This window comes from Nocardia sp. AB354 (assembly GCF_049538315.1).
Classification (GTDB): domain Bacteria; phylum Actinomycetota; class Actinomycetes; order Mycobacteriales; family Mycobacteriaceae; genus Nocardia; species Nocardia nova.
This window is the reverse complement of the sequence record NZ_JBMVFU010000034.1, coordinates 1-22987: the sequence shown is the minus strand read 5'-3', so window position 1 is coordinate 22987 and position 22987 is coordinate 1. Positions and strand designations below refer to the sequence as shown.

29 protein-coding genes are annotated in these 22987 nt (G+C 67.0%); 5 read left to right on the top strand and 24 right to left on the bottom strand.

Annotation, left to right across the window (positions count from 1 at the left end; translation table 11 throughout):
* Positions 1 to 64 precede the first annotated feature (64 nt).
* Positions 65 to 1327: an SMI1/KNR4 family protein gene (locus ACPCUW_RS32265; RefSeq protein WP_423429013.1), complete on the bottom strand. Its 1263-nt coding sequence runs from the start codon at positions 1325 to 1327 to the stop codon at positions 65 to 67.
* A gap of 78 nt (positions 1328 to 1405) precedes the next feature.
* On the bottom strand, positions 1406 to 2422 hold the full coding sequence (locus ACPCUW_RS32260; protein ID WP_423429012.1) for a sigma-70 family RNA polymerase sigma factor: 1017 nt from the start codon (positions 2420 to 2422) through the stop codon (positions 1406 to 1408).
* Positions 2423 to 2568: 146 nt separating this feature from the next.
* Between ACPCUW_RS32260 and ACPCUW_RS32255 the strand changes: the two genes are divergently transcribed.
* Positions 2569 to 3168, top strand: coding sequence for a dihydrofolate reductase family protein (locus ACPCUW_RS32255; protein ID WP_423429011.1), 600 nt, complete (start codon positions 2569 to 2571; stop codon positions 3166 to 3168).
* Positions 3169 to 3293: 125 nt separating this feature from the next.
* Here the strand turns inward: ACPCUW_RS32255 and ACPCUW_RS32250 are convergent, their stop codons facing one another.
* The 3 genes from ACPCUW_RS32250 to ACPCUW_RS32240 form a co-directional block, all read right to left on the bottom strand.
* On the bottom strand, positions 3294 to 3653 hold the full coding sequence (locus ACPCUW_RS32250) for a nuclear transport factor 2 family protein (RefSeq protein WP_423429009.1): 360 nt from the start codon (positions 3651 to 3653) through the stop codon (positions 3294 to 3296).
* Between the two features lie 188 nt (positions 3654 to 3841).
* Positions 3842 to 4372, bottom strand: coding sequence for a DoxX family protein (locus ACPCUW_RS32245; RefSeq protein WP_423429007.1), 531 nt, complete (start codon positions 4370 to 4372; stop codon positions 3842 to 3844).
* Between the two features lie 28 nt (positions 4373 to 4400).
* Entirely contained in the window at positions 4401 to 5183 is a 783-nt protein-coding gene (locus ACPCUW_RS32240; RefSeq protein ID WP_423429006.1) for a dioxygenase, read from the bottom strand.
* An 85-nt stretch (positions 5184 to 5268) separates the two neighbouring features.
* Here ACPCUW_RS32240 and ACPCUW_RS32235 point away from each other — a divergent pair, with 85 nt between their 5' ends.
* Entirely contained in the window at positions 5269 to 5748 is a 480-nt protein-coding gene (locus ACPCUW_RS32235; protein ID WP_423429004.1) for a MarR family winged helix-turn-helix transcriptional regulator, read from the top strand.
* Positions 5749 to 5780: 32 nt separating this feature from the next.
* Here ACPCUW_RS32235 and ACPCUW_RS32230 read toward each other — a convergent pair whose 3' ends face one another.
* The 3 genes from ACPCUW_RS32230 to ACPCUW_RS32220 all read right to left on the bottom strand — a co-directional run bounded on the left by ACPCUW_RS32230 (position 5781) and on the right by ACPCUW_RS32220 (position 8028).
* Positions 5781 to 6581, bottom strand: coding sequence for an aldose 1-epimerase (locus ACPCUW_RS32230; RefSeq protein WP_423429003.1), 801 nt, complete (start codon positions 6579 to 6581; stop codon positions 5781 to 5783).
* Positions 6582 to 6664: 83 nt separating this feature from the next.
* Entirely contained in the window at positions 6665 to 6874 is a 210-nt protein-coding gene (locus tag ACPCUW_RS32225) for a hypothetical protein (RefSeq protein WP_423429002.1), read from the bottom strand.
* Between the two features lie 284 nt (positions 6875 to 7158).
* Entirely contained in the window at positions 7159 to 8028 is an 870-nt protein-coding gene (locus tag ACPCUW_RS32220) for a LysR family transcriptional regulator (protein ID WP_423429000.1), read from the bottom strand.
* A gap of 108 nt (positions 8029 to 8136) precedes the next feature.
* Between ACPCUW_RS32220 and ACPCUW_RS32215 the strand changes: the two genes are divergently transcribed.
* Positions 8137 to 9135 carry a 4,5-dihydroxyphthalate decarboxylase gene (locus ACPCUW_RS32215; RefSeq protein ID WP_423428999.1) on the top strand — a complete coding sequence of 333 codons (999 nt, stop codon included), beginning with the start codon at positions 8137 to 8139 and terminating at the stop codon, positions 9133 to 9135.
* 48 nt (positions 9136 to 9183) lie between these two features.
* On the opposite strand, the gene ACPCUW_RS32210 is transcribed toward ACPCUW_RS32215, so the two are convergent.
* From ACPCUW_RS32210 to ACPCUW_RS32170, 9 genes are all read right to left on the bottom strand, one after another.
* Positions 9184 to 9936, bottom strand: coding sequence for a polysaccharide deacetylase family protein (locus ACPCUW_RS32210; RefSeq protein WP_423428998.1), 753 nt, complete (start codon positions 9934 to 9936; stop codon positions 9184 to 9186).
* The gene (galE, locus tag ACPCUW_RS32205) at positions 9933 to 10916 is read right to left on the bottom strand and encodes a UDP-glucose 4-epimerase GalE (protein WP_423428996.1); all 984 of its coding nucleotides are present in this window, start codon (positions 10914 to 10916) and stop codon (positions 9933 to 9935) included. Before galE ends, ACPCUW_RS32210 begins: the two co-directional genes overlap by 4 nt.
* Positions 10913 to 11830: a DMT family transporter gene (locus tag ACPCUW_RS32200; protein ID WP_423428994.1), complete on the bottom strand. Its 918-nt coding sequence runs from the start codon at positions 11828 to 11830 to the stop codon at positions 10913 to 10915. Before ACPCUW_RS32200 ends, galE begins: the two co-directional genes overlap by 4 nt.
* The gene (locus ACPCUW_RS32195) at positions 11827 to 12939 is read right to left on the bottom strand and encodes an MGDG synthase family glycosyltransferase (RefSeq protein ID WP_423428993.1); all 1113 of its coding nucleotides are present in this window, start codon (positions 12937 to 12939) and stop codon (positions 11827 to 11829) included. The genes ACPCUW_RS32200 and ACPCUW_RS32195 overlap by 4 nt, the downstream gene beginning before the upstream one ends.
* Before the next feature lie 2 nt (positions 12940 to 12941).
* Positions 12942 to 13880, bottom strand: a complete 939-nt coding sequence (locus ACPCUW_RS32190) for an NAD-dependent epimerase/dehydratase family protein (protein WP_197516592.1) — start codon at positions 13878 to 13880, stop codon at positions 12942 to 12944.
* 19 nt (positions 13881 to 13899) lie between these two features.
* Positions 13900 to 15027, bottom strand: coding sequence for a DegT/DnrJ/EryC1/StrS family aminotransferase (locus ACPCUW_RS32185; protein WP_423428992.1), 1128 nt, complete (start codon positions 15025 to 15027; stop codon positions 13900 to 13902).
* A gap of 305 nt (positions 15028 to 15332) precedes the next feature.
* Positions 15333 to 15677, bottom strand: coding sequence for a hypothetical protein (locus tag ACPCUW_RS32180; RefSeq protein WP_156511532.1), 345 nt, complete (start codon positions 15675 to 15677; stop codon positions 15333 to 15335).
* A complete protein-coding gene (locus ACPCUW_RS32175; RefSeq protein WP_423428990.1) occupies positions 15674 to 16705 on the bottom strand; it encodes an SDR family oxidoreductase in 1032 nt (343 codons plus the stop codon). Before ACPCUW_RS32175 ends, ACPCUW_RS32180 begins: the two co-directional genes overlap by 4 nt.
* 84 nt (positions 16706 to 16789) lie before the next feature.
* Positions 16790 to 17224, bottom strand: a complete 435-nt coding sequence (locus tag ACPCUW_RS32170; RefSeq protein ID WP_423428988.1) for an SPW repeat protein — start codon at positions 17222 to 17224, stop codon at positions 16790 to 16792.
* 118 nt (positions 17225 to 17342) lie between these two features.
* Here ACPCUW_RS32170 and ACPCUW_RS32165 point away from each other — a divergent pair, with 118 nt between their 5' ends.
* Complete coding sequence (locus tag ACPCUW_RS32165) at positions 17343 to 17792, top strand: MarR family winged helix-turn-helix transcriptional regulator (RefSeq protein WP_423428986.1); 450 nt, start codon at positions 17343 to 17345, stop codon at positions 17790 to 17792.
* 21 nt (positions 17793 to 17813) lie between these two features.
* On the opposite strand, the gene ACPCUW_RS32160 is transcribed toward ACPCUW_RS32165, so the two are convergent.
* From ACPCUW_RS32160 to fdxA, 4 genes are all read right to left on the bottom strand, one after another.
* Positions 17814 to 18830, bottom strand: coding sequence for a lysophospholipid acyltransferase family protein (locus tag ACPCUW_RS32160; RefSeq protein ID WP_423428985.1), 1017 nt, complete (start codon positions 18828 to 18830; stop codon positions 17814 to 17816).
* A 184-nt stretch (positions 18831 to 19014) separates the two neighbouring features.
* Entirely contained in the window at positions 19015 to 19323 is a 309-nt protein-coding gene (locus ACPCUW_RS32155) for a hypothetical protein (protein WP_423428983.1), read from the bottom strand.
* 315 nt (positions 19324 to 19638) lie between these two features.
* Complete coding sequence (locus ACPCUW_RS32150; RefSeq protein ID WP_423428982.1) at positions 19639 to 20373, bottom strand: helix-turn-helix transcriptional regulator; 735 nt, start codon at positions 20371 to 20373, stop codon at positions 19639 to 19641.
* Complete coding sequence (gene fdxA / locus ACPCUW_RS32145; protein ID WP_104393047.1) at positions 20370 to 20720, bottom strand: ferredoxin; 351 nt, start codon at positions 20718 to 20720, stop codon at positions 20370 to 20372. The genes ACPCUW_RS32150 and fdxA overlap by 4 nt, the downstream gene beginning before the upstream one ends.
* 130 nt (positions 20721 to 20850) lie before the next feature.
* Between fdxA and ACPCUW_RS32140 the strand changes: the two genes are divergently transcribed.
* A complete protein-coding gene (locus tag ACPCUW_RS32140; protein ID WP_423428981.1) occupies positions 20851 to 21192 on the top strand; it encodes a hypothetical protein in 342 nt (113 codons plus the stop codon).
* A gap of 18 nt (positions 21193 to 21210) precedes the next feature.
* Here the strand turns inward: ACPCUW_RS32140 and ACPCUW_RS32135 are convergent, their stop codons facing one another.
* The 3 genes from ACPCUW_RS32135 to ACPCUW_RS32125 form a co-directional block, all read right to left on the bottom strand.
* The gene (locus tag ACPCUW_RS32135) at positions 21211 to 21351 is read right to left on the bottom strand and encodes a hypothetical protein (RefSeq protein ID WP_156055821.1); all 141 of its coding nucleotides are present in this window, start codon (positions 21349 to 21351) and stop codon (positions 21211 to 21213) included.
* A gap of 18 nt (positions 21352 to 21369) precedes the next feature.
* On the bottom strand, positions 21370 to 21915 hold the full coding sequence (locus tag ACPCUW_RS32130; protein WP_063910839.1) for a DUF5994 family protein: 546 nt from the start codon (positions 21913 to 21915) through the stop codon (positions 21370 to 21372).
* Positions 21916 to 22431: 516 nt separating this feature from the next.
* Positions 22432 to 22635 (bottom strand): cold-shock protein, encoded by a 204-nt coding sequence (locus ACPCUW_RS32125; protein ID WP_030517997.1) that lies wholly within the window; start codon positions 22633 to 22635, stop codon positions 22432 to 22434.
* Between the last annotated feature and the right edge of the window lie 352 nt (positions 22636 to 22987).

Genomic DNA, 22987 nt, shown 5'->3' with positions numbered 1-22987 from the left:
AACCAGAAGGTGGAAAGTACTGCACGAGGCGATCCCCGAGCTGGAAGCGGACGCCTGACGCCAGTCAGTTCCCCAGTGTCCCGTTGATGGTCAGGTAGAAGGTGCGTAGCGTGACTGCCGGCTTCTCGCTGCGAACACGGATCTGTACCACCACGTCCGGCGTGTTGGCGGGGACGAGAATCCGGCCCTCCGCCATGCGCGACCGTGACGAGTCCGACAGGGTTCCGCGGGCGACAATCATTCCGTCGCAGACTATTTCGAGCAGATCGGCCTCGGCGTCCTCGTCCGTATGTGCCCACGCGAACAGCCGATAGGCGAGGCCGGGCGCGAGGCCGCCTCCACCGAGCCGGATCGTCGTCGCACCGTCGGCGGCTATCAGCGGAACGACTTCGCCGGTTCGCCCGAAGACGTCCTGATCACCACCCCAAATCTCGACACGGTCCCACGGCAACGGTGAACCTGGGCTCACCTGCACACCGGCCCGATCGCCGCCGCCATGGAGGGAAGCCTCCGGGGGCCCGCCGTAGCGGTGTTTCCAATCGCTGATCATCGTCCACAGCACGTGTCCGGCGTGCGAGCCGAGTACCGAACGGGCATAACGGTATTCACCGGTCACGAGCCCGGTCAGGAAGTCGACCATATTACCGTCGTACCGGGCCCAGACCGCGGGGCCGTGAAAATGCGCGAGCACCGTCCAACCGTCGGGCTCCTCACCTTCGGTGACCCAGAAGAACATGTCGCCGTTGGTACTGCCACCCCACTGGAGCAGGCCACCGGGCTCCGGATAACCGACGAGCGGATTGCCGTCGTCGTCGTAGTCGAAGACCTTGTTGGCAACCAGATCCTGGGCATTGTCGATCAGCGACGTGAGCCGAACCTCACCATTGAGCCGACGGGACGCCGGGTACAGCACGTACAGCTCGCCGATCCTGCCGTTGCCGTAGTTGTCGATGAAATCCCGATAGTCCGACGGCAGCCGGACCCCACAGGCCGATTCGATGTCGTCCCACGGCGGCGACACCGCTTCGGGCAGCGGTGAGGGCGCCATGATCCCCTTCAGCCGGGAAACCGATGCGTGCATCCCCGAGCTCCTTCCGAATTTCTTTGAACCACAGTCGGTTCCGGTGGTAATAGCCGAATATCCAACGGATATGGCGTAGCGCGTGGTGAGAGATCTGTTTGAGTTCTGCTGCGGGACAAAGCCGCTGGTGGTTGCCCTGGCGGCCCGAGCGTACCCGCGACCTGAACCAGGGACCACGTCGGACAGGTCACGGTCGTGAAGATACCCGGTCAGGGAGGCGACTGCGTCGGTGTGCGCCAACGTCATCGGATCGCCCGAATCCTGCCTGGCCGGGGTCGGGATGTGCGCGCTGTGCGGCGGTAGCCGGCATGAGTCGACGGCGTTCTACCGTGCACGTGGCAGTGATAGCGGCAGCCCGAACGTAGGGAGGACGTTCTCCTCGAAGCGGGTCATGGCGCTGATTCGGCCGCCGGCGAGGGTGAGCACGAACAGGCCGACTCCCTGACTACCGGTGGGGGTGTGCAGGTAGACACCGAACGCCGGTTGACCGTTGGCTCGCGTCGGCACCAGTTCGAATTTCCGTCCCGAGCCGAAAACGAGGGCGCAGAAGCGGGCCACGCTGTTTCGGCCCCGGTACTCGAACGGTATCGGTGGCATCGACATGAAGACGTCGTCGGTCAACAGCGCCACCAACGCATCGATGTCGGCGGATTCGTAGGCGCTGACGAACTTCGCCGCGAGCGCGTTCTCGGCAGGCGAGCCGGCGGCGGGCGGCTGGGCTCCGGCAGCCGTCACCGGAAGTCGATGTCGCATGCCCGCCCGTGCGCGTTTGAGGGCGCTTTTGACCGATTCGACGGTCGTATCGAGCATGTCGGCTACTTCGTTGGCGTGGAATCCGAGGACGTCGCGCAGGATGAGAACGGCGAGCTGGCGAGGCGGCAGAATCTGCAGGGCGGTCACGAACGCCAGGGAAATGGATTCGGATTGCCCGTAGCGGGCCTCCGGACCCAGCGGCACACTGATCGCGCCGTCCAGAAGGGTGTCGGGATAGGGCTCGAGCCAATGGATTTCGCCGAAACCCGTCGGTTCCGGCGGTTCGACTCCCGGAACGTCCCACTGCTTCGCGGGACGCCGGCGTTCGGCGCGCAACGCGTCGAGACACCGGTTGGTCGCGATGCGGTACAGCCACGTGCGAACCGAGGCGCGGCCCTCGAATCGGTCGAGGCCCCGCCACGCCGCCAACATGGTGTCCTGAAGAGCGTCCTCGGCATCCTGAAACGATCCGAGCATCCGGTAGCAGTGCACCTGTAGCTCGCGACGGTGCGGCTCGGTCAGCGCTCGGAACGCCTCGCCGTCGCCGGCCCGCGCCCGCGACATCAGGTCTGTTTTCGCCAGCTCCACTCCGGCCACCTTTCTCCGCGTGTGCGGTTCCATCCTGTACGGACGCCGGCCGCTGCGCGAAGGGGGCGCTCGGGCAGCACCCCCTTTTCCGATGTCGCGGCGTCCACACCCGTGACAACCGACAACCTCGTCAAAGGAGCACGGAAATGGGAAAGATCGTCCTCACCTCGAACGTCACACTCGACGGAGTGGTCCAAGACCCGGACGGCGCGGAGGGCTTCGAACACGGCGGCTGGTTCCACCAGTTCGTAGGAGCCAAGGACCTCGAAGACTGGACCGTCCGTGAGACGCAGGAGGCGCTGGACGCCGAGGTGCTGCTCCTGGGCGGGCGGACCAATGAGTGGTTCGCGGACCGGATGACAGAGCAGAACCTGGCGGAGGGCCGTGTGGGCCCCGAGTGGGCGAACAGGGTGCGCAGCATGCCCAAATACGTCGTGTCCTCGACTGTCGAGGACCCTCGGTGGAGCAACGTCACCGTCCTGCGCGGCGACGCGGTCGAGGAGGTTTCGGAGCTGAAGGGCACAGTGGACGGGGACATTTTGATCTACGCCAGCTACCGGCTCGGACGCACACTGATCGAACACAACCTGCTCGACGAACTGCGGCTGGTCGTCTTTCCGGTGGTGGTGGGAACCGGCCGGCGGCTGTTCGACGAGGGCGGCGCCAAGAAGCCGCTACACCTGGTCGACACCCGACAGCTCGGTGACGGCCTGGTGTACTACAGCTATGAACTCGCGCAAGGCTAACGCCCCATCAGCCGGTTCGGCAGGGACGAAAGTAACTGGGTAGCAGTAGGACTCGATGCCAACTGCCGGCGGACATCATCTCTGGAAGGGCTGGCACACGGTCGCGAAAGTGTAGCTCGGCTGCGTCAATGAGTCGTGCTGGCGTGCACGGCGATGATTCGCCAACCGTGGGTCTCGTCGTACAGCCAAGTACGGGTGTAGCGCATCCTGGCCGCGAACGGCGTACCGGAGACGGTCCCTTCGATCGTGCCGAGAAACCACGTCACCCCGGTACGCCCGTCGGTGAGCACGGTCAACTCCTCCTCGGTCACCTTCGTCACCACCTGCGCTCGGGTGCGGTGCAGCTCCAGGTCGTCCGCCTTGGTCTGAACGTTCGCACCGAAGGTGAAAATCAGCCGATCATCCAGCAGCCGATCCAGCGCCTCGACATCTCCGGCGAGCTGCGCGCTCTGGAGTCGGCGCTCGGCGTCCCGCAAGTTCTCCATGGGGAACACTCTCCCAGCCGGCGCCGCATCCGCGCCAGGACGTTCACACTCGGCTGATCTTCACAGTCCGTCCCGGCAAGGTCGAAGCACCGACCGAGGCGCCGGATTCGTTGCGGTGCCAGGGCGGCCGCTTCGGCGCCGGGGCGGTATGCCCGGTCCCGGGACGGAAGCCGAACAGTGACGGCAGGTCAGTTGCGTACCAGCAGCACGATGCTCGCGGCGACTACGGCCAGCACGATCGCGGCCACGCCGTACACGAGCCGGTGAGTGCGCAGCACTGGAAGGTAGTGGTCGACGGAGAAGCGGCCGGGTCCGGTGAGGGCGAGCGCGGCAGCGGCGAGGGCGAGGGTCGATTCGTATTCGAAACCCTTGGGGGCGAAGAACGAACCGGTTCCGTGCACCTCGATGGCGTTGATCATGACGCCCAGCACGGCGGCCGCCGCCAACGGGGTGAGCAGACCGAGTGCCAGGCCGAGACCGCCGAGGGTTTCGCTGAGCCCGGCAACCGCCGCCATGGCGTCACTCGCGGGATAGCCACTGGCGCTGAAGAATTGGCCGGTGCCGGAGATGCCGCCGCCGCCGAACCAGCCGAAGAGCTTCTGGGTGCCGTGCGCGGCGACGGTCAGGCCGATCACCAGACGCAACACCAGCAGCCCGGTGTCATAGCCGACCTGGCTGGAGGCGTGCGCCACAGGGGCGGTCGCGGTGGTGCTGGTCATGGAAACTCCTATTGTCGGGGTGAGTGATTCAGCCGAGTTGGATGGAGCGTTTGGCGAGGCCGTGCCAAAAGCCGTCGATGACGCTGCGCTGGGTGGCGAGGCCGGCTTCGCCCGCACCGAGGGTGACGAACAGCGGGGCGAAGTGCTCGGTGCGCGGGTGCGCGAGATGCGCTGCGGGGGCCTTGTTCTCGAAGTCGAGCAGGGCATCGATATCGCCCGCGGCGAGCACGCCGTGGCCCCACTCGTCGAATTCGGCCATCACCGGATGCACGGAGCCGTCTTCGGTGAGCGCCCGCAGATTGTGCGAGAAGAATCCACTGCCCACGATCAGTACGCCCTCGTCCCGAAGCGGAGCGAGCTTGCGCCCGAGCGCCATCAGCTCCGCGGGATCGAGAGTGGGCAGCGACATCTGCAGCACCGGAACGTCCGACTCCGGATACATCTCCACCAGTGGCACGTACGCACCGTGATCCAGGCCCCGGTCCGGCGCTTCCCGCACCGCCGTCCCCGGACCGTGCACCAACTTCCGAACCTGCGCCGCCAACTCCGGCGCGCCCGGTGCTGGATAACGAACGTCGTAGTAGTGCTGCGGGAAGCCCCAGAAGTCGTACACCAGCGGAACCGTCTCGGTTGCCCCGAGCGTCACCGGCGCATCCTCCCAATGCGCCGAAATCATCAGCACCGCTTTCGGTTTCGGCAATGCCGCCGACCACTGCGCCAGCTGTTCGGGCCAGATCGGGTCGTCGGCCAGCGGTGGCGCACCGTGCGACAGGTACAAAACCGGCATCCGGTCTGTCCGCTCGGCAGTCATCACACCTCCTGTTGTTCAAATTTGAACCTTATGCGGCGATAGTACGCCTTTATTCAAATTCGAACAAGGTGGGTAGACTGAGCCCGTGCGATGGCTCGACGACCAGGAAATGCGCGCCTGGAAGGCGCTGCTCTCCGGCTGGGCGCTGCTCGAGCGAGAGATCGACGGCCAGCTCAAACGCGATGCCGGACTGTCCCACGGGCAATACGAGGTGCTGGTCCGGCTGGCCGACGCCCCTGACAGCACCCTCCGCATGAGCGCGCTCGCCGACTCGCTGATCAACTCCAAGAGCAGGTTGAGCTATCAGGTGGATCAGCTGGAGAAGGCCGGGCTGGTCTGCCGCGGGACCGTTCCCGGCGACAGCCGCGGCGTCACCGCCACCCTGACCGACAAGGGCCGCCGCGCACTCGAACAAGCCGCCCCCGGGCACGTCACACTGGTCCGCGATCTGCTGATCGACGTTCTCACACCGACACAGTTGACCGCCCTCGCCGACGGCCTCGGCGAAGTCGCACGCCGGATCCAGGAAGCCGAAGGCCAGACCAAAGGCCGAAGCCGGCCCTGACATGTCGCCGGCTGCCGAGTCGTTCGGCCCTGTTACGTCAGGCGCTGCCAACTCCAGGTCATGGAGATCTCGAGAGGGTCGATGGGCGTGACCAGCCGCGGCAGGGTGTTGAGGCCGTTCGGTGGCCCGCTCTGCGGTTCGACGCAAACCGCCCCGGGCTGCTGGTCGTAGATGACGACCCATTCGGCGGCGCTGGTGACCTTCAGTTCGAGAGCACCAGGCCACGCGAGGGTGACGTCGACGCCGTCGGGCATCCCGAAGCAGTCGTCCCAGGGACCGGGCAGGGGTTCGATGCGCTCACCGGTGGGCAGGTAGTCGGGGCCACGGGATTCCTGCCATGACGCATGAAAGTCGATCTCGACATCGTCACCCTTGCCGAGGTTACGCAGGAACCAGGGATGCCAGCCGGCCTGCGCCGGAAACGAATCCGCCGAGGCTTCGATCCCCAGAGTGAGTGTCACAGAGTCCTCGCCGAGTTCGACCCGCTGCGTGACGCGGCCTGGGTAAGGCCACGGGTCAGCAAGGTCGACGGTGAATGCAGCTGATGTGTCGTCCGCCTGGGTTGTGGTCCAGGCGGAGTCCCGTCCGGTGCCGTGGATGGCGTGCGGCGGGTGGTTGACCGGCATCTGGTGGACGACGCCACCGTTGCGGAAGCGGCCGTAAGCGAGGCGGCCGCACCAGGGCACCATCGTGAAGGCGCCGTATTCGGTTCCCTGGCGGAGCAATTCGATGCCGTCAACGGTCATGCCGCTGATCCGGCATCCGTTGCGAGGGTCGATGGTGACAGCAGCGTTGCCCTGGGCGAGTCGTACGATCTGCTCGGCGTTGGTCACTCCCTGGACAATACGGTTCGAACGCCGATAGTGAGGGGGCCGCACCGGACCGCAGTGCGCTCGATTCGATCTCGACTTACTGCCTAGAACAACTCGATTTCATCGAATCCGACGGTCAAGTTGTGGCGGCGTTCTCGTAGTACGTTCCCTTCGCGATGCGCGACGCCTTCACTGAAGCTCAGGTGCAGTTGCGCTCGGCGGTCGTCCACCTCTTGTACGACCGCGCAGATGCCGTGGAACGGTCCCGCCGGGAAGTAGACGACATCACCCGGCTCGTATTCGCGATTGCTCACCGACACACGATAGTCACTCGAGATGAGGTCGAGTCGCCCTATGCAGCACCCCGAATTCGCATTAGCACAGCCGCTTTCCGTTCCGTCGCAACCGCCGTCGCGTCTGAGCCAGCCAGTCCTGGGTGCCGATCTCCGCCAATGCCGGTACGGACGGGTGCTCGACAACACCGGGCACTCCCCCTCGAACAACCCCGGCCTGACCCGATTACAAGACGCCATAGCGAAATTCGTTCACGAGATCATCCGCTAGTTCTCGATTCAGCACCGCCCGCGCGCCGGTACGTTCAGGCGCCGTCGTCCGGGGCTCCGTATCCCTCCGCGGCTGTCCGGACGAAACTGCGGATCAGCGGGCTGCGAGCGGTTTTCGACCATGCCACGACCAGACGGCTCGGCGGGCGATCGGGAAACGGGACGGTCACCAGCCCGGCGGGTAGTGGCTGGTCGAGCGGGGCGAGGGCCGAGGTCCCGTTCCAGAGGACCGCTTGCAGGCATTCCTGGATCGTGCGCAGTTCCGGCGCGGCGCCATCGGGTGTGCCGCACGTCCAGTACGCGGTCCACGCCGGGTCGGTCTCGGCGGGCAGCCGCACCCAGCGGCGGTCGGTCAGATCGTCCGCCGTGACCGATGAACGGTGGGCGAGGGGATCGTTCTCGCGCATCACCACACCGACCGGTATCGAGCGGAGCACACGCATGCCGATTCCGTTGGCGTCGAACGGAGTTCGGGTCAGCGCCACGTCCACGAGCCCGGCGCGCAGCCCGGCCGTCGGATCGCCGAGATCGGTTTCGTGAATCCTGACCTGCACATGCGGATGGCGGGCGCGAAACGCGGCCACCAGCCGGCTGCCGACGTGGGCGGCGGTATCGGCCAGTGTCCCGATGGTCAGCGTCGCGGTGCCGGCCGCGGTGGTCACCCGCTCGCGGATGCGGTCGGCCCGGCGCAGCAGGGCGCACGCCTCCTCGTACAACACCGATCCGGCCGCAGTCGGGACGACCCCCTTGGGCGTGCGCTCGAACAACGCCACACCCACGTAGTCCTCGAGTTCGCGGATCGCGCGGGTCAGCGGCGGTTGGGTCATGTGCAGGCGGTGCGCCGCCCGGCCGACATGGCGCTCCTCCGCGACGGCCACGAAGTACCGGAGCAGGCGAAGATCCACCCCACGCACGATACCGAGAGGGTATCGACGATGCGGAGCGGGACTTGGACACCTTGTACGTCCACCGGCCACCGTGGAAAGCGCAGAACCGAAAGGAGATTCACGCTCATGACCGACGACACGCTCACCGCCGATTGTTTCCGCTACGACACCACCCGCGCACTGTTCGATGCGACCGCCACCGTCGACGGCAGCGCGCTCACCGTGCACACCGCGGCCACCCTGCCGGAGATCTTCGAACGGACGATCCGCGACCGGGGATACGACATCGCGGAACTGGGACTCACGTTCTACCTGCGCCTGCTCGACGCGGGCCTACCGTACGTGGCGCTGCCGATCTTCCCGAACCGGGTGTTCCGTCATTCCTGCGTCTTCGTCAACGTCCACGCCGGTATCACTCGCCCCGCACAGCTCGCCGGGCGCACCATCGGGGAGTTCGGCACCTACGGTCAGGACTCCGGCGTGTGGGCCAAAGGCATCTTCGCCGACGATTACGACTTTCACCCGGAACGCAGCCGCTGGGTGATCGGCGGACTGGACAAACCCATGGCCCCCTTCGATTTCGTACCGCACCCGCATCCCGCCGACGTCGACGTGACCGCCGCACCCGAGGGCGCCTGTCTGAGCGCGATGCTGGACGCGGGCGAGATCGACGCCCTGTTCTCGGCGAACGTCCCTCAGTGCGTACTCGACGGATCACCGAACGTCGCCCGCCTGTTTCCCGACGCCGAACTCCTGGAGCGCGAGTATCACCGGCGCACCGGGATCTTCCCGATCATGCACGTCATCGTCGTGCGCCGCGACCTGCTGCGCGAACGTCCCGGCCTCGCGCGCGAAATCTTCCGCGTCTTCAGCGAGGCGAAAGACACTGCGGCCGAATACTATCGGTGCAATCGCCGCCTCTACGAGGTGCAGACCATGGTGCCGTGGTTCAACGCACTCGTCGAACGCAACGCCGAGCAGTTCGGCGACGACTGGTGGCCCTACGGCATCGCGGCCAACCGCCTTACCCTCGACACCTATCTGCGCTACCACGCCGAACAGGGACTGTCCTCGCGACAGTGGGCGATCGAGGACCTCTTCGCCCGAGAACTGCTCGACACCTGACCGTCGAACTTCCGCGGTCCAGCATCAGGGGTGGCCCCATGGTAGCGATCAGCTCCCCGTGCGGCTGTCGGCCTCACTCCCCTGGGTGCGGGTCCGCTGCGCCAGAGAGCCGACACACAGATCACGCTCGGCACACTCGGTCAAAATTTGCGGCAGCGCCTCCAGGGTCGCGCGCCACGAGCCTGGCGCCGATGTGCAGTCGGAGTCGTGCAGCAGGATGGTGCCCCCGGGGCGGAGTTCGCGGATCACTCGGCGTGCCACCGTGTCCGGCGTTGCGGTCCGCGTCCAGTCCTTACCGCACGCGGTCCACAGCACGGGCGTCATATCCAGCCGCCGGGCCGTGGTCAGCGCCGCGGCCGAGAGTATTCCGTAGGGCGGTCGGTAGTGCAGCGGTCTACTCCGAGTCGTCTCCGCGATCAGGCCGTACGCGCGCGCGATGTCGCGATGCGTCGATACCGGCCCGCGCGCCAGCAGGCAGCGGTGGCTCCAGCCGTGCAGCGCTACCTCGTGACCTTCCGCGACGATCCGAGCGCCGAGCGCCGGTGCCCGCTCGAGCATCGATCCGAGGAGGAAGAACGTCGCGTGCACGCCAGCAGTGGCCAGTGCGTCCAGGACGGCCGGTGTCGACGCCGGATCCGGACCGTCGTCGAAGGTCAATGCGACCGTGCCGGTATCCGCGTATCCGGACAGGCGAGGGGTCAGGTGCTCGCGAACCGCGGAGATCGCCGTGACCGATGGGAGCGCATTGAGCGTCACGGCACCGGCACCAGCGATCATCGCCTGCGCGACAGCGGATTTCATGCGCTCGTTCGCCCCCGCACGGCGTTTCGCGCTTCCCACTCGCTGCCCAGCATGTCAGCCAGTCCCAGCCGCGCGTGCCACCCCAGTTCCCGACCGATTCTGGCGATATCGGCGATAACGCGGGGCGGGTCGCCCGGCCGTCGGTCGCCGACCTCGTACCGGAACCGCTCACCGGTCACCGCGTGGGCGGCATCGAGAATTTCGAATACCGAGTACCCGCGCCCGGTGCCGACGTTGTACACCGAATTCCCCGTCCCGCCGCACTCGAGCCGTTCGACCGCGCTGACGTGTGCGTTCGCGACATCGAGCACGTGTACGAAGTCGCGGACGCAGGATCCGTCCGGCGTCGGGTAGTCCGCACCGAAGACGACCGGCGGCCGGCCGGTCGAAATCGCCTGCAGCACAGTGGGAATCAAGCCGGTCGCGTTTCGATCCCCGAGCCCCGGGCCGCCCGCCCCCGCGACGTTGAAATAGCGCAGTACGGTCGAACTCAGCGCGTCGAACGCCGCGGCGGCGTCGGCGACGATCCACTCGCATGCGAGCTTGCTGCGCCCGTACGGGTTTATCGGGCACGGCGGTGTCTGTTCGCGTACCGAACCGTTTCCGACCTGCGAGCCGTATATCGCTGCGCTGGAAGAGAATACGAGATGTTCGACGCCGGTAGCGCGCATCGCGGCGAGCAAGGTGCGGGTTCCGCCGGTGTTCTGCTCGTAGTACTCGAGCGGGTGGGACATCGAATCCACTGCCGATTTCCGGCCGGCGAGGTGGGCGACTCCGGTGATCTCGTGGTCGCGCAGTGCGGCGGTCATGGCCGCGAAGTCGGTGACCGACGCCGCGACCGTCGCGACATCATCGGGTATCGCGGCGCGGCGACCGGTCGAGAAATCGTCGAGGACGACCACGGACCGGCCGGTCGCGCGGAGCGCGCGCACCACGTGCGATCCGATATAACCGCCACCACCGGTCACCAGCCAGCTCACCCTACCCTCCTCGGGGTCGGGTCGGTCTCCGCCTCGAGCCTGCGCGCGGCCGACGCGCGATCGCGGCCGAGACATGTCACACCGACGGATACCGCCAGCAACGCGAGGACGAAGGCGGCGCCCGCGCCGCCTCCGGGGATCTCGTCACCGAGCACGGTGACACCGAGCACGACGGGAACGAACGAGGACAGAAAGCTGGTGACCGGAAATGTGAGGACCGCGGCGCCCGCCTGCAGACCGCGCTGCAGCAGGCTGATCCCGAGCACCGAACATACCGCGAGGACATACGGTGTCGGCGTGGCGAGCATCGTCCAGGGACGGTGTAGCTCGAAAGTGAGCCCGACCTGGCGTGTCGCGACCGTTGCGATGCCGTAGGCGATTCCCGCCGCGGTGCCGAACCCGAGCGCCGCGACCCATGGTCGTGGGGTCCTGGTACCGAGGTCCCCCACGACCGCCCCGGCCGCGGCGGCCACTACGCCGCCAACGACGAACAGGAGCATCTCTACGTTCGATGCGGGCGAACCGAGTGCCGATTCGTCGTTGAACGCATACGCCATCAGGCCGGTGCCGAGCACCATCGCGACGATCCCGTAGCGCCCCACCGCCGCCAGCCGTTCATCGAGACCGCGGCGGGCAATCACAACGAGAAACACCATGTCCAGGGTCAGCAAGGGCGCGACCAGAGTTGCCGGCGCCACCGAGAACGCGTATGCCTCGGCCGCGAAACCGCCCATCTCACAAGCCAATCCGAACAGCCACAGCGGCCGCACGGCGAGCCGCGCCAGCAACAGCAGTCCCAGGCCGCCGCCGTGCGCGGTCCGCCGCGCCGCCGTGGCCTGGATTGCCGGCGCGCATCCGTACAGCGCCGCGGCTACGACCACCGCCGGCAACCCGTAAGTCAGCGACTGATTCACGGCGCCGACGCCCGGCCGCCCAGCCCGACCCGGTCCAGCGTGGCGCCGAACGCCTCTTCCCACGCCTCGGGTTCGACGGCAATTCGAGCCGGCGGTGGTTCGACTCGCTCCAGACAAGCCAGAACGCAACGCCGGATCGCCTCCGGTTGCGCGGACGTCACCGCGGCAGCGCCACGCACGAGCTCCTGATGGAGGTTGTCTCGACCGTGTCCGGGCACGACGTCGAGCAGCAGCAAGTCGCGGCCGATCACTCTCGCCTCGGCGCAGGTATCCCCCGACGAGGTGATGACGAGATCGGCGGCGGACATCAGCACGGGAATCTCATCGGTGAAACCGAAGGGGACGATTCGCTCGGTTTCAGCGGCCATCGACCGCAGCCGCGCTTCCAGTCCGGCATTGCGGCCCGCCACGACCAGCACGTGAACGCCCGCGCGCGCGATCAGGTCGGCCGCCTCGGCCAGCGGACCGATACCCCACGCCCCCGATATGAGCAGCACGCATTTCGCGTTCCGGGGCACGCCCAACGCGTCCCGCGCCTCGGCTTGCGGCGGCGCCCGGTAGAACTGCGGGCGTACCGGCGCCGGTACCACCGCGATCTCCGCGCCGGGTTCGAAGCGCCGGATGTAGCGGGCCGCCGGGTCCGAGGTCACCAGGTAGAGATCGGTGTTCGGGTGCACCCACAACCGATGCGGGCAGGTGTCGGTGCAGAACACCGCATTCACCACATCGGGATGACGATCCTTGATCCGACTGGCCGCGGCGGCGCCGGTGGCGAACACCGACACCAGCAACTGCACCGGCCGGTCGCGCAGCCGCGCGTCCAGGGCGGGAACCAGGTAGCGGCACGATGCCGCGTCGATGAACCGGGCCAGCCGGCCCCCGGAGCGCAGTGGCCCGAAGTGGAAGGCGTCGTACAGGCCGGGCACGGCGAGCATGCCGCGAAACACCTTCTCGCCGAGTCCACCTCGACGGTTTCCCATCATGCGCATGCTGTCGACGGTGTCGGTCGTCCAGCCGCGCCGGCGCAGCGACACCGCGCATGCGTCGGCCATCACATCGTGTCCCATACCGAGCGAGCCGGACAGCAGCAGCGCGGAGGGAGTCGACATAGCTACCCGTTTCCGCGGGCCGCGGCCGTGTCCGGATGCTCCGCCAGATACCACTCGACGTATCGCCGGACTCCGTCCTGGAACGAGGTCGTGGGTCGCCACCCGATCAGCTTGTCGGCCAGGGCGTTCGATACGTCGATGCCCCGGAAATCACCCGGCCGCGCCGGAACATGCTCGATCGGGGTACCGGGAAAACGCGCCTGCACCGCCTCCGCCATATCGAGCACACTCACCCGCTCGCTGCCTTCGAGCGCGATCACCTGGTTCTCGGCAGCGTCGTCGAGCACCCGTGCATGCGCGTCGGCGAGGTCCTCGACGAAAACGTAGTTGCGGAATTGTTTGCCGTCTCCGGCGACAGTCAGCGGCTCACCCGCGATGGCTTTGCGAACGAATCGGGCCAGGACGAGTTCGTCTCTCATGCCGGGCCCATACGGCACGCCGTAGCGCAAAATCGTGAACGGCACGTCGTAGGTCTCGGCGTAGCTGTGGATCAGCATCTCCGCGGCGATCTTCGTCGAGGTGTAGATGTGGCCGGCCTTGGCCAACGCCATCGGCGCCGCCTCCGTCAGCGGCCGCGTCCCGTCCGAGACGTCGAAGGCGGCCCCGTACACCCATACGGTGCTGGCGAAGACGACTCGGCGCAGGCCGTGCACGCGGGCCGCGTCCAGGATGTTGGCGGTGCCGTCCACGTTCAATCGCACCGTCCGCAGCGGATCGCGATGCGCCACATCGACATTCGACATGCCGGCCAAATGGAAGATCACCTCGAGATCCGCCGAGGCGCCGACGACGGCGGACGAGTCGAGCACGTCCACCCGGCGGAATCGCGCTCGAGGGTCCGGACTCGACGGGGCGACCGTATCCAGGGCGTAGACCGTGTGTCCGGATTCGGCGAGCCGGTGAATCACGTGGGCTCCGATGAAGCCGGAGCCGCCTGTCACTCCGATCCGCATGTCTTGTTCAGCCTCCCATCAGTGTGTCTCGGACCTCGCACAACGCAGCCAGCACATGATCGACCTCGGCATCGGTCATGTCGGAATGCAACGGCAGGCAGATGTGCCGGGCACAGATATCGTCGGCAACCTCGAGCCGGCGGCCGCCGAAGCGCTCGAACACCGGTTGCCGATGCAGCGGCGCCTCGTACACCTCACCGGTCAGCGCGACCTCGAACCGTTCCTTGACCGCCTTCTTGAACTGCGCCCGGTCGATGTCGTCGGTGGGCAACACGATGTACTTGTAGTAGTTGCTGCGCCCTTCGGGAGCGATGGCGAGCCGCTCGAATCCGTCCATCGCGTCGATCGCCGCGTCGTAGCGGTGTGCCGCGGCCTGGCGCACTCGCAGAAATTCGGGAAGGTGACGCAGGTGAACCAGGCCGACCGCAGCGTGCAGCTCACTCATCCGCCAGGCATACCCCTCACGGATGTGCACGTTTCCGAGGAAGCCGGCCTTGCCCTGGTCTCGGTAGAGCACGGCCTCGTCGCGGATACGCTCGTCGGCGGTCACGATCATTCCGCCCTCTCCGCTGGTCAGCACCTTCGTCGGATAGAACGAGAAAGCACCCGCGACGCCGAAGGAGCCCGCGAACCGCCCACCGTAGCTACAGCCGTGGGCATGCGCCGCATCCTCGACGAGCACGATCCCCCGCTCGTCGCACAGCTCCCGCAGGGCCGGCGCATCGGGCGAGACCAATCCGCCGATATGGACGAGCACGACGGCCGCCGTGTCGGGTCCGAGCGCGGCCTCCACGGTTGCGGGCGACAGCGCGAAGGTATCGCGATCGACGTCGGCGAAGACCGGGTTGCCGCCCGCGCGCAGCACCGAAAATCCGGTGGCGGCGAAGGTATTCGCCGGCACGACGACGTCACGTCCGGCAACGCCGACGCTGCGCAGGATGATCTCCAACGCGGCGGTTCCGCTGCTGACCGCGACCGCATAGGGGGCGCCGTGGGCGGCGGCGAAATCGGATTCGAACTCTCGCGTATTGGGCCCGAGAGTGAGCGCACCGGTGCTCAGCGCGGTGGTGACACGACGGGCGATTTCGTCTCGATCATCGTCGGTGAACAGGATTCGCGCAGCCGGAATCTGCATACGAGCCTTCCCTCGTCAGCGAAGTATCCATTTGTCGGCTACCGCGGACGCCATCGGACCAACTCGAAATGCGCCGCCGTACTGCCACTACACAACCGGGCTACGCACGAACACGGAAGGCCGAGTACCCACCGGCTCCAGCCGCGGCATCATCCATTTCGACCAAGCAGGACGAATCTTACACGGGCGAGCACCTCTACCAGCGATTATTCGATCCGATCCGTCACGCGGTCAGCGTCCTGGTCACCACATCGGAGCCCCACGGCTCACCTTTTCGCACGGCGTGTCGGTGCGGTCCGAGGCGATCACCGACGGTTGCTCGGCCGGGCCAGCAGCGTCAGGCCGACCGAGAGTGCGGCGCTGGCCAGGGCCGGGCGCCGGTATCGGGGTGAGCCGAGGAATGCGAGCATGCTCAGGGCGTGCAGGACGTCCACCGCGCGCACGGCGCGCACCGGTGGCCCGGGCACCACAACCAGCACCACGCCCTGCACGCCGTATCGGGCGCCGAGCAGCCGCGCCACGGTCACCGCCCTCGGGGCGGGGCCGACGAACCGGCGGGGAGCGCTCAGCAGAATCACACCGCATACGCCGGCGACGATGCCCGCCAGCCGGCTCCGCCGGACCGCCGAACCGGATGCGCGGGCGCTCACAGCCGGGACCGGCGCGAACGGGACCACAGGCCCAGCGCCGCCGTAGCGACCCCGGCGACGGCAGCGGCCACCGCGCCGTGGTGCTGACCGGCCCACAACTGCGCACTGCGTTCGGTGGACCGGGCGTCGAAGATGCCGTGGGCGCCGAAGTCCCTGCCCTGCTCGCCATCGGCGGGATGCCACAGATTTTCGGGCTGCTCGGGGTCGCGGGGTTGATCGGTCTGCTGGGAATCGAAACCCGTTTTGGCTAGATAACGATCGAGCAGGCCCGGCGCGATCGCATTGGCGGCCAGCGTGGCCGCGGTGCTGCCGCCCACCCAGTACTCGCGTCGGTTCGGGTGGTCGGCGGCGTACAGCACAGCGCGGGCAGCGACCTCCGGCTGGTAGATCGGCGGCACCGGCTGAGCCTGCTTCGGCAGCCGCGACAGCACCCATGAGAACTGCGGCGTGTTCACCGCGGGCATCTGCACCATGGTCACCCGCACCCCGCTGCGCTCGTGCAGCAGTTCGCATCGCAACGACTCGTGAAAACCTTGAATGGCATGTTTCGCTCCGCAATAGGCGCTCTGCAGCGGGATGCCGCGATACGCCAGAGCCGACCCGACATGCACGATCGTGCCTCGATTACGGGCCTTCATCCGCTTCAGAGCCGCCATCGTGGCATAGACGTAGCCGAGGTAGGAGACCTCGGTGACCCGCCGGAACTCCGCGGGCTCGATCTCGTCGAACGGTGCGAACACGGAAGTGAACGCGACATTCACCCACACATCGATCGGCCCGAGTTCCTGTTCGACCCGCTCGGCCGCCGCTGTCACCTGGTCGCTCTCGGCCACATCGGTAGGCACGGCCAGAGCGGTACCGCCCGCGCGACGAATCTGCTCGGCCGCGGCCGCCAAACCTGTTTCACCCCTGGCGAGCAGCGCTACCCTGTCACCTCGCCGGCCGAAGGCCACCGCGGTCGCGCGGCCGATACCGCCGCTGGCACCGGTCACCACAACCACCCGCGACCTATGTTTGCTATCGGTCATGCACCCTCCGTTCCGTCCCGCTATCCGGTGCGGGACCGAATCCCACTGGTTATCGGCCCGCACCCCATCGTTGGCGGTTCGCGCTCATCGAGTCCGGCGCATGCCCAGTGCCATCGAGCTCAGCCCGAGCAACACGGCGACCGCACCGGCGACCACGTTGCTCCAGATCGTCGCGGGATGGGCGACATTGCCGCTGACCACCCAGGGGCTGATGATCATCCACACGCCGATCAGCGGAGCGGCCCAGACGATGCCGTGCACACGTCCGTACATCGAGGCGAACCCCAGCGCCAGCACCGCCAGGGCGGTCCCGACGATCAGGTTGTTCGCGGTCAAGGTCGGATAACCGTGGAAACCGACGACCCACGCCGAGATCGCGATGTAGAGCCCGGTCAGGAACATCACGCCGATGACAGCTTGCGCGGCCGGTTCCATCGCGGCGAGTTCGTACTTCTCGTACTTGGCCCGCAACTCCACGATGTCGGGATGCAGGCTCATGTTCATGGCGTCAGTAGCCATGTCTTCCACCACCTTTCGGCTGCACGGTGAAGACCAGCGGCTGAGATCGACAACGACGATAGGCGGAACCGGTCCGGTACACCGCCGGCCTTATGTCATGACATGATAATATCATGTCATGACATATGAGTCGACGTCGTCGCCCGATCTCACCGATCAGGAGTACTCGCGGCTGTTGATGTTCCGCGTCGGACTGCGCCGGTTCCTGCGCTGGAGTGAACACCGGGCGGCCGACGTGGGACTCACCGCCGCGCAGCACCAACTGCTCCTGGCGATCCGAGGCCATCTCGGCCCGGATGGACCCAGCATCGGCGAGCTCGCGGATTACCTGTGCACCCGGCACCACAGCGTGGTGCAGCTGATCGATCGCACCGAACAACTCGGGCTCGTCACCCGCAACCGGGAGGGCGGCACGGACCGACGCGTCGTGCGCCTCACCCTGACCGAGACCGGAAAACGTGCTCTCGCCCAGCTCAGTGCTACCCATCTGGAAGAACTTCGTCGGCTGACCCCGCTCGTCGATGCAGTGACCGGCTCGGCCACCACCGGCCTGCAGGCACATCTCTGAACCGAAAGCCTCGAAGTGCGGTTAGTTGTCGGGGCCGGTGAAAGGGTGCGGACGTTTGGCGAGCAGTTTGTACAGCGTCTGTTGAATGGTTTCGCGGATGTGGCCGGCGAGGTCGAACATGGCCATCGGATCGTCGGCGGCCGCCGGGGCGAAGCCGTCGATCGGGATCGGGGTGCCGAATTCGATGTACCACTTGGAGGGCAGCGGGACTGCGCCGAGCACGCCCAGGTGCGGGAATGTCGGTGTCACCGGGAAGTAGGGCAACCCGAGCAGCCGGGCCAGCGGGGTGATGTCGGCGAGCTTGGGGTAGATCTCCTCGGAGCCGACGATCGAGCAAGGAATGATCGGCACGCGCGCCTCGACCGCCGCAGAAGCGAATCCGCCGCGCCCGAACCGCTGCAGCTTGTAGCGCTGACGGTAGGGCTTGCCGACACCCTTGAATCCTTCAGGGAACACTCCGGCCAGCTCGCCGGAGCGCAGCAGGCGTTCGGCGTCGGCGGGGCAGGCCAGGGTGTGCCCGGCCTTGCGGGCCAACCCGCCCAGGATGGGCAGGTCGAAGACCAGATCGGCGGCCAGCAACCGCAGAAGCCGTTGTTCGGGGTGTCGGTCGTGCACGGCCAGCTGGAGCATCAGGGCGTCGATGGGGAGTACGCCCGCGTGGTTGGCCACGATCAGGGCGCCGCCGGTTTCGGGGATGTTGTCGACGCCGGTGACCTGGACCCGGAACCAGAGGTCCGACAGGGGCCGCAGAGCCGGCAGCAGAACCGATTCCAACAGGTGTTCGTCCAAGCCGAACTCGTCGACCCTGTAGTCGCCGGTGAAGCGGCGGCGAGCGAATTCGGCGGTGCAGCGGATTCCGTTGATGATCGTGGCGCCGGCCGAGGCGCCCGGGCTGCGCGGGGTCGCCGGCGCCAGTCGCCCGGTCAGCGACGTCACCGGGCGTAACGCCGGCCGGCTCGGCCATTGCCGCGACGCCGGCCGTTGCCGCGCCTCGAAGTCGCTGTCGCGCAGTCGAATCACCTTGGCCACGTCACTCATCAGCCCGACCCCGTTCCGGTCTCGGCCAGGGGTCATCGAGTGCCGGAACTATCGTGGCTTTCCCGATAGGCATAGTGAGCACCACCGTTCGATTCGTTGCGGAAACACTTCCCGGCCCCTCGGCCGGTTCGAGCTCAGCGGGGCCGGGATCAACGTGGCGTCGCTGTGGACAGTGGCGGAACGGTCAGCGGAGAGTCACCGTGATCGCGCTGCCGACCACGGTCGCGGTGACGCCGAGCAGGTGTTCGGTGATCATCGCGGCGATCGGCTGGATGTGGCGGTCCTTGCGGGCGACGACGGCGAGAGTGCGGGCGTCGATGACGTGAGTGAAGGCGAGATCGCCCACCGTCGTTGCCGCGAGCATGTCCCGCGGAAGTGTCGGAGCGGGTAACGCGCGCACGGCGTCTCGCACCCGGTGGATAACGCCGACCGCGTGCTGCGGAATCTCGAGCGGGTGGTGGATCGGGGGCGGGGGCAGCATCGCGGTGGTCATCGCATTTCCTCGAATCTCCGGTATGGGCGGTTGTGTCGAGTCGCCGCCCTGCCGGGCCGGTGGGTCATGAATGACGCGTGTCATAACCGGGGTGGCTTGGCTGGCGAGCCTCGCACGAATCAGTTTATACAAAGCAATATTGTAAAAACTAGGAGGTGGGTCACATGCCCGCCACGGACGTGACGCAGAACAGACCGTCGGAGGTGGATGTGAACAATCAGCCGCGTCAGTTCGATTGCGGGGTCGCCACGGCGGACGGTGAACGACCAGGGCAGGGGCGGGTCGTGGAGGATACGATGCCGGCCCCGGCGCTGGTCATCGCGCGGAGTCCGTTCGCGCCGGGGCGGACCCGGCGCTGCCGGTCGTGGTGAGATGGGCTAGGCACAGATCGGGTTCCGCGAACGCCTCGAGCCGCTCGACAGCCAGCGGCGCGGCCCGGCCCTCCAGCACGCCCTGCATCAGGCCCAGATGGATCGGGCACACCACACTCGCACGAGTTTCGGCCAGGTCGAGGAAGGGGCAGTGCCGCAACCGGATTCGCGTCCGGCCGCTATCGAGGTCGGGTTCGGGGTCGAATCCGACCTCGTCGAGCACCCGCACCAAATCGCTCACAGCCTGCTCGGCGGTCGGCACCGCGGCATCCATGTCGCGAGTCAATGTGCGGCCCCAGCTGCGACCGGCCTCCTCCGCACGATCCAGCGGGTCGGGATCGGAGGCCAGCTGGGCGGTGAGGATATCGGCGAGCAGCCGGTAGTTACGCGGCCCGGCGGGGTCCATCCCGCGATGGGCGCGAAACATTTGCGGAGGCCGGCCCGGACCGGTGCGCGGACTGTCGACCCGCTCGGCCTGCCCGGCCTCGACCAGCGCCTCGAGGTGAAAACGCACCGTGTTCGGATGCAGCTGCAGGTGCGCGGCGATATCGAGGATGCTCAACGCATCACGCGAGTCGCGCAATACCGCGAGCACCTCGCCGCGCCGCCCACCACCGGCTCCGGTCGGCGTCGCACGCGAACTGGACGGCGTGGCAGCGGACGCCGTTTCGCGCGTCATGGCTGGGCACTCCGTTTCGGCAGCGCGGCAACCAGCGGCGTATCCACCCCGACGGGGCCGAGTTTGGCTGCGCCGCCGGGAAATCCGAGTGGTTCGCCGCGACCGGGCAAGGTCTCGCTGAAAAAGGCGGCGTTGTCGTCGAGGTAGGGCTCGAGTTCGGCCGGCAGGTCGTCCTGGTAATAGATCGCCTCCACCGGGCAGACCGGCACACACGCCCCACAGTCCACGCACTCGTCGGGGTGGATGTACAACGAGCGAGCACCCTCGTAGATGCAGTCGACCGGACACTCCTCCACACACGCCCGGTCCATCACGTCCACGCACGGCTCGCCGATCACATACGCCATACCTCTATTTATACATCTAAAGCTTGTATAAACTAAGACCGGTGACGCACCCCACCGGATCTCCCGGCGCACGCCGTCGGCAGCGGATCCGGTTCACATCACCCCGGCGTCTCGCTCAGCGTCGGCAACGATGCACCGACAGGTCCGATCGTTCAACGGCCGGGGTACGCACCACCACGCCCGCCGGATGTCGAACCGAGAGGGCCGTCGGCACCTCGCTCTCGGCGATATCGGCCCGTCGCCGACGCTCTACGACACGCTCGGTGAGTCGGTGCCGATCCTGTTGCCGCGCTTCGATATCGGCGCCACCGAGGGCGGCGATCTCGTCCCCACGGGTTCCGGTGACTCGCATCGGCGGCCGGCGGTGACGACCGTGTTCGATCCGCCGATGGCGCACTGCACGGCGTCGGTAGGCCTCTCGACGCCGATGCCGGTGCGGTCGAAGCGGCGCCTGCGGGAGCCGCCACGATAAATCGAGGTGCCGCTGCGGTTAGTCGTCGTGTTGCCGGTCTTCGTGCGCGGAAAGGAATTTCGGTCGCAGGTCGGTGTCGATTGCACTGGCGGGAGTGCTGTCCGGTGCGGTGTATTCGTGGCTGAACAGCTGAGGTCCGGCGGATGCTCTGTCGCTCATGGTGAGTTCTCTCTGTCGTTATCGGATAGGTAGCTGGTGTGCGCTGCCGGATGTGTCGACCCGGCGGATGGTTCCGCTGCTGCGCCACTGTCGTAGGGCTGCGGCTCTGCCGGTGCGTCCGGGAAGCTGGGCCAGCAGTTGGTCGATCGTGGATTCGTCGTCGACGCGGCAGGCCATCGCCATCACGGCGGCGGCCCTGTGGGGATCGGTGTGTGGCGGGATGATCAGAAGGATCTGCCGCCGGTCGCGGGCGCCGAGGATTTCGATCGTATGCGCGGTGCCGTGCCGGTTCCCGTCGAGGCGGACACTGCGTCCGGCGTGGGCAAGTTGTTGTGGGGTGGGAGTCCATTCGCCGGGCTGGTAAACCACGCGGTGAATCGAGTCGAGCCGTCCCGCGATCGCGGTGATCAGGTGGGGCAGTTCGGCGGCGAGATCGGTGCTGTGCGGCCACCAAGCGCCGTCGACATACCCCGTTTTCGTCTCGGCTGTCTTGAGTTGCACGCGTGCGCCATGCTCGCGGTCCAGGTGTGCGGTGTTGGGGATGGGGCGGGTCGGGCAGTTCATGCCGACGCTCCTGACTCGGCCGCGAATCGGCCGCATTGAGGGAAGCCGGCGACGTGACGATCGTGAGATCGGTCGCAATGTCGCCGAGCCGAACGGTTCGCTCCGCTCTGGCGTCGCCGGCGCTGGGCCCGTTCGCGGGCCGTGGCGGTCCTGTGATGAGCGATGGAGAACACACACCCGAGCAAGCGAATCATGCAGGCGCTGGTTGCGAAGAGTGATCCAGCGGCGTTCGACCGCTCGTGGTTTGCCGATCCGATATTCGATCGTCAGGACCGTGATCCCGTCTCCGGATCAGAAGCGCCGAGCGGACCCTGTAGTCCACCGTCCGCTGCTACGAGACCGGGTGTCTACCTCGACGCTACGGGAATCTGCCGTCCGTGTCCACGTGGGCCCACGCCATCCGCATACCGCCCATGCCCGGCCGGATGCCGGCGAACGCTCTGCCGCCCGGGCCGGCAACCCTCCGAAAAGCACGAAACCCGCGCCACAGGCGCGGGTTTCGTGGAGACTCGGTCCCTAGATGGCGCGAACGCTCTGGGCCTGCGGGCCCTTCTGGCCCTGGCCGATCTCGAATTCGACGCGCTGTCCCTCATCCAGGGACTTGAAGCCGGAGCCGGAAATCTCGGAGTAGTGGACGAAAACGTCGGGGCCTCCCCCGTCCTGAGCGATGAAGCCGAAGCCCTTTTCGCCGTTGAACCACTTCACACTGCCCTGCGACATACTGATGTACAACTTCCTGTTGCGAGCCGAGCGATCATGTCAACAACCCGTGCTCGTCAACCAGCATGTCACATGAACGCTGACCGGCCCGCGCCCGCCCGGCCGAACGAACCGCGCCGATGTCTCTGCGGGCAGGGCACTGGGTGAATATGCCGATGAGAAGTCGGCACAACGCGACGCCGCTGAACCCGACCTCTGGGATTGGTCAGTGGTTGTGTCACTCCTGCTGCGGGAGACTACCGGTGGTGTAGGACACCGGCCAGCGGGTGACCCCCGGCGAGTGTGACCGGCCGGTGCCGTACTCGATGGTGGCGGCCGATTCGCCGGTGCGAGCCAGGGCCGAGGCGACGTG

Coding starts and splice junctions, on each gene's coding strand:
- ACPCUW_RS32265 (WP_423429013.1), bottom strand. CDS start 1,327: ATGACGTTGGCGCACACCGACGCAGTCGCCTCCCTGACCGGGTATCTT.
- ACPCUW_RS32255 (WP_423429011.1), top strand. CDS start 2,569: ATGGGAAAGATCGTCCTCACCTCGAACGTCACACTCGACGGAGTGGTC.
- ACPCUW_RS32250 (WP_423429009.1), bottom strand. CDS start 3,653: ATGGAGAACTTGCGGGACGCCGAGCGCCGACTCCAGAGCGCGCAGCTC.
- ACPCUW_RS32245 (WP_423429007.1), bottom strand. CDS start 4,372: ATGACCAGCACCACCGCGACCGCCCCTGTGGCGCACGCCTCCAGCCAG.
- ACPCUW_RS32240 (WP_423429006.1), bottom strand. CDS start 5,183: ATGACTGCCGAGCGGACAGACCGGATGCCGGTTTTGTACCTGTCGCAC.
- ACPCUW_RS32215 (WP_423428999.1), top strand. CDS start 8,137: ATGACCGACGACACGCTCACCGCCGATTGTTTCCGCTACGACACCACC.
- ACPCUW_RS32210 (WP_423428998.1), bottom strand. CDS start 9,936: ATGAAATCCGCTGTCGCGCAGGCGATGATCGCTGGTGCCGGTGCCGTG.
- ACPCUW_RS32195 (WP_423428993.1), bottom strand. CDS start 12,939: ATGTCGACTCCCTCCGCGCTGCTGCTGTCCGGCTCGCTCGGTATGGGA.
- ACPCUW_RS32185 (WP_423428992.1), bottom strand. CDS start 15,027: ATGCAGATTCCGGCTGCGCGAATCCTGTTCACCGACGATGATCGAGAC.
- ACPCUW_RS32175 (WP_423428990.1), bottom strand. CDS start 16,705: ATGACCGATAGCAAACATAGGTCGCGGGTGGTTGTGGTGACCGGTGCC.
- ACPCUW_RS32170 (WP_423428988.1), bottom strand. CDS start 17,224: ATGGCTACTGACGCCATGAACATGAGCCTGCATCCCGACATCGTGGAG.
- ACPCUW_RS32165 (WP_423428986.1), top strand. CDS start 17,343: ATGACATATGAGTCGACGTCGTCGCCCGATCTCACCGATCAGGAGTAC.
- ACPCUW_RS32160 (WP_423428985.1), bottom strand. CDS start 18,830: ATGAGTGACGTGGCCAAGGTGATTCGACTGCGCGACAGCGACTTCGAG.
- ACPCUW_RS32155 (WP_423428983.1), bottom strand. CDS start 19,323: ATGACCACCGCGATGCTGCCCCCGCCCCCGATCCACCACCCGCTCGAG.
- ACPCUW_RS32150 (WP_423428982.1), bottom strand. CDS start 20,373: ATGACGCGCGAAACGGCGTCCGCTGCCACGCCGTCCAGTTCGCGTGCG.
- fdxA (WP_104393047.1), bottom strand. CDS start 20,720: ATGGCGTATGTGATCGGCGAGCCGTGCGTGGACGTGATGGACCGGGCG.
- ACPCUW_RS32140 (WP_423428981.1), top strand. CDS start 20,851: ATGCACCGACAGGTCCGATCGTTCAACGGCCGGGGTACGCACCACCAC.
- ACPCUW_RS32135 (WP_156055821.1), bottom strand. CDS start 21,351: ATGAGCGACAGAGCATCCGCCGGACCTCAGCTGTTCAGCCACGAATAC.
- ACPCUW_RS32130 (WP_063910839.1), bottom strand. CDS start 21,915: ATGAACTGCCCGACCCGCCCCATCCCCAACACCGCACACCTGGACCGC.
- ACPCUW_RS32125 (WP_030517997.1), bottom strand. CDS start 22,635: ATGTCGCAGGGCAGTGTGAAGTGGTTCAACGGCGAAAAGGGCTTCGGC.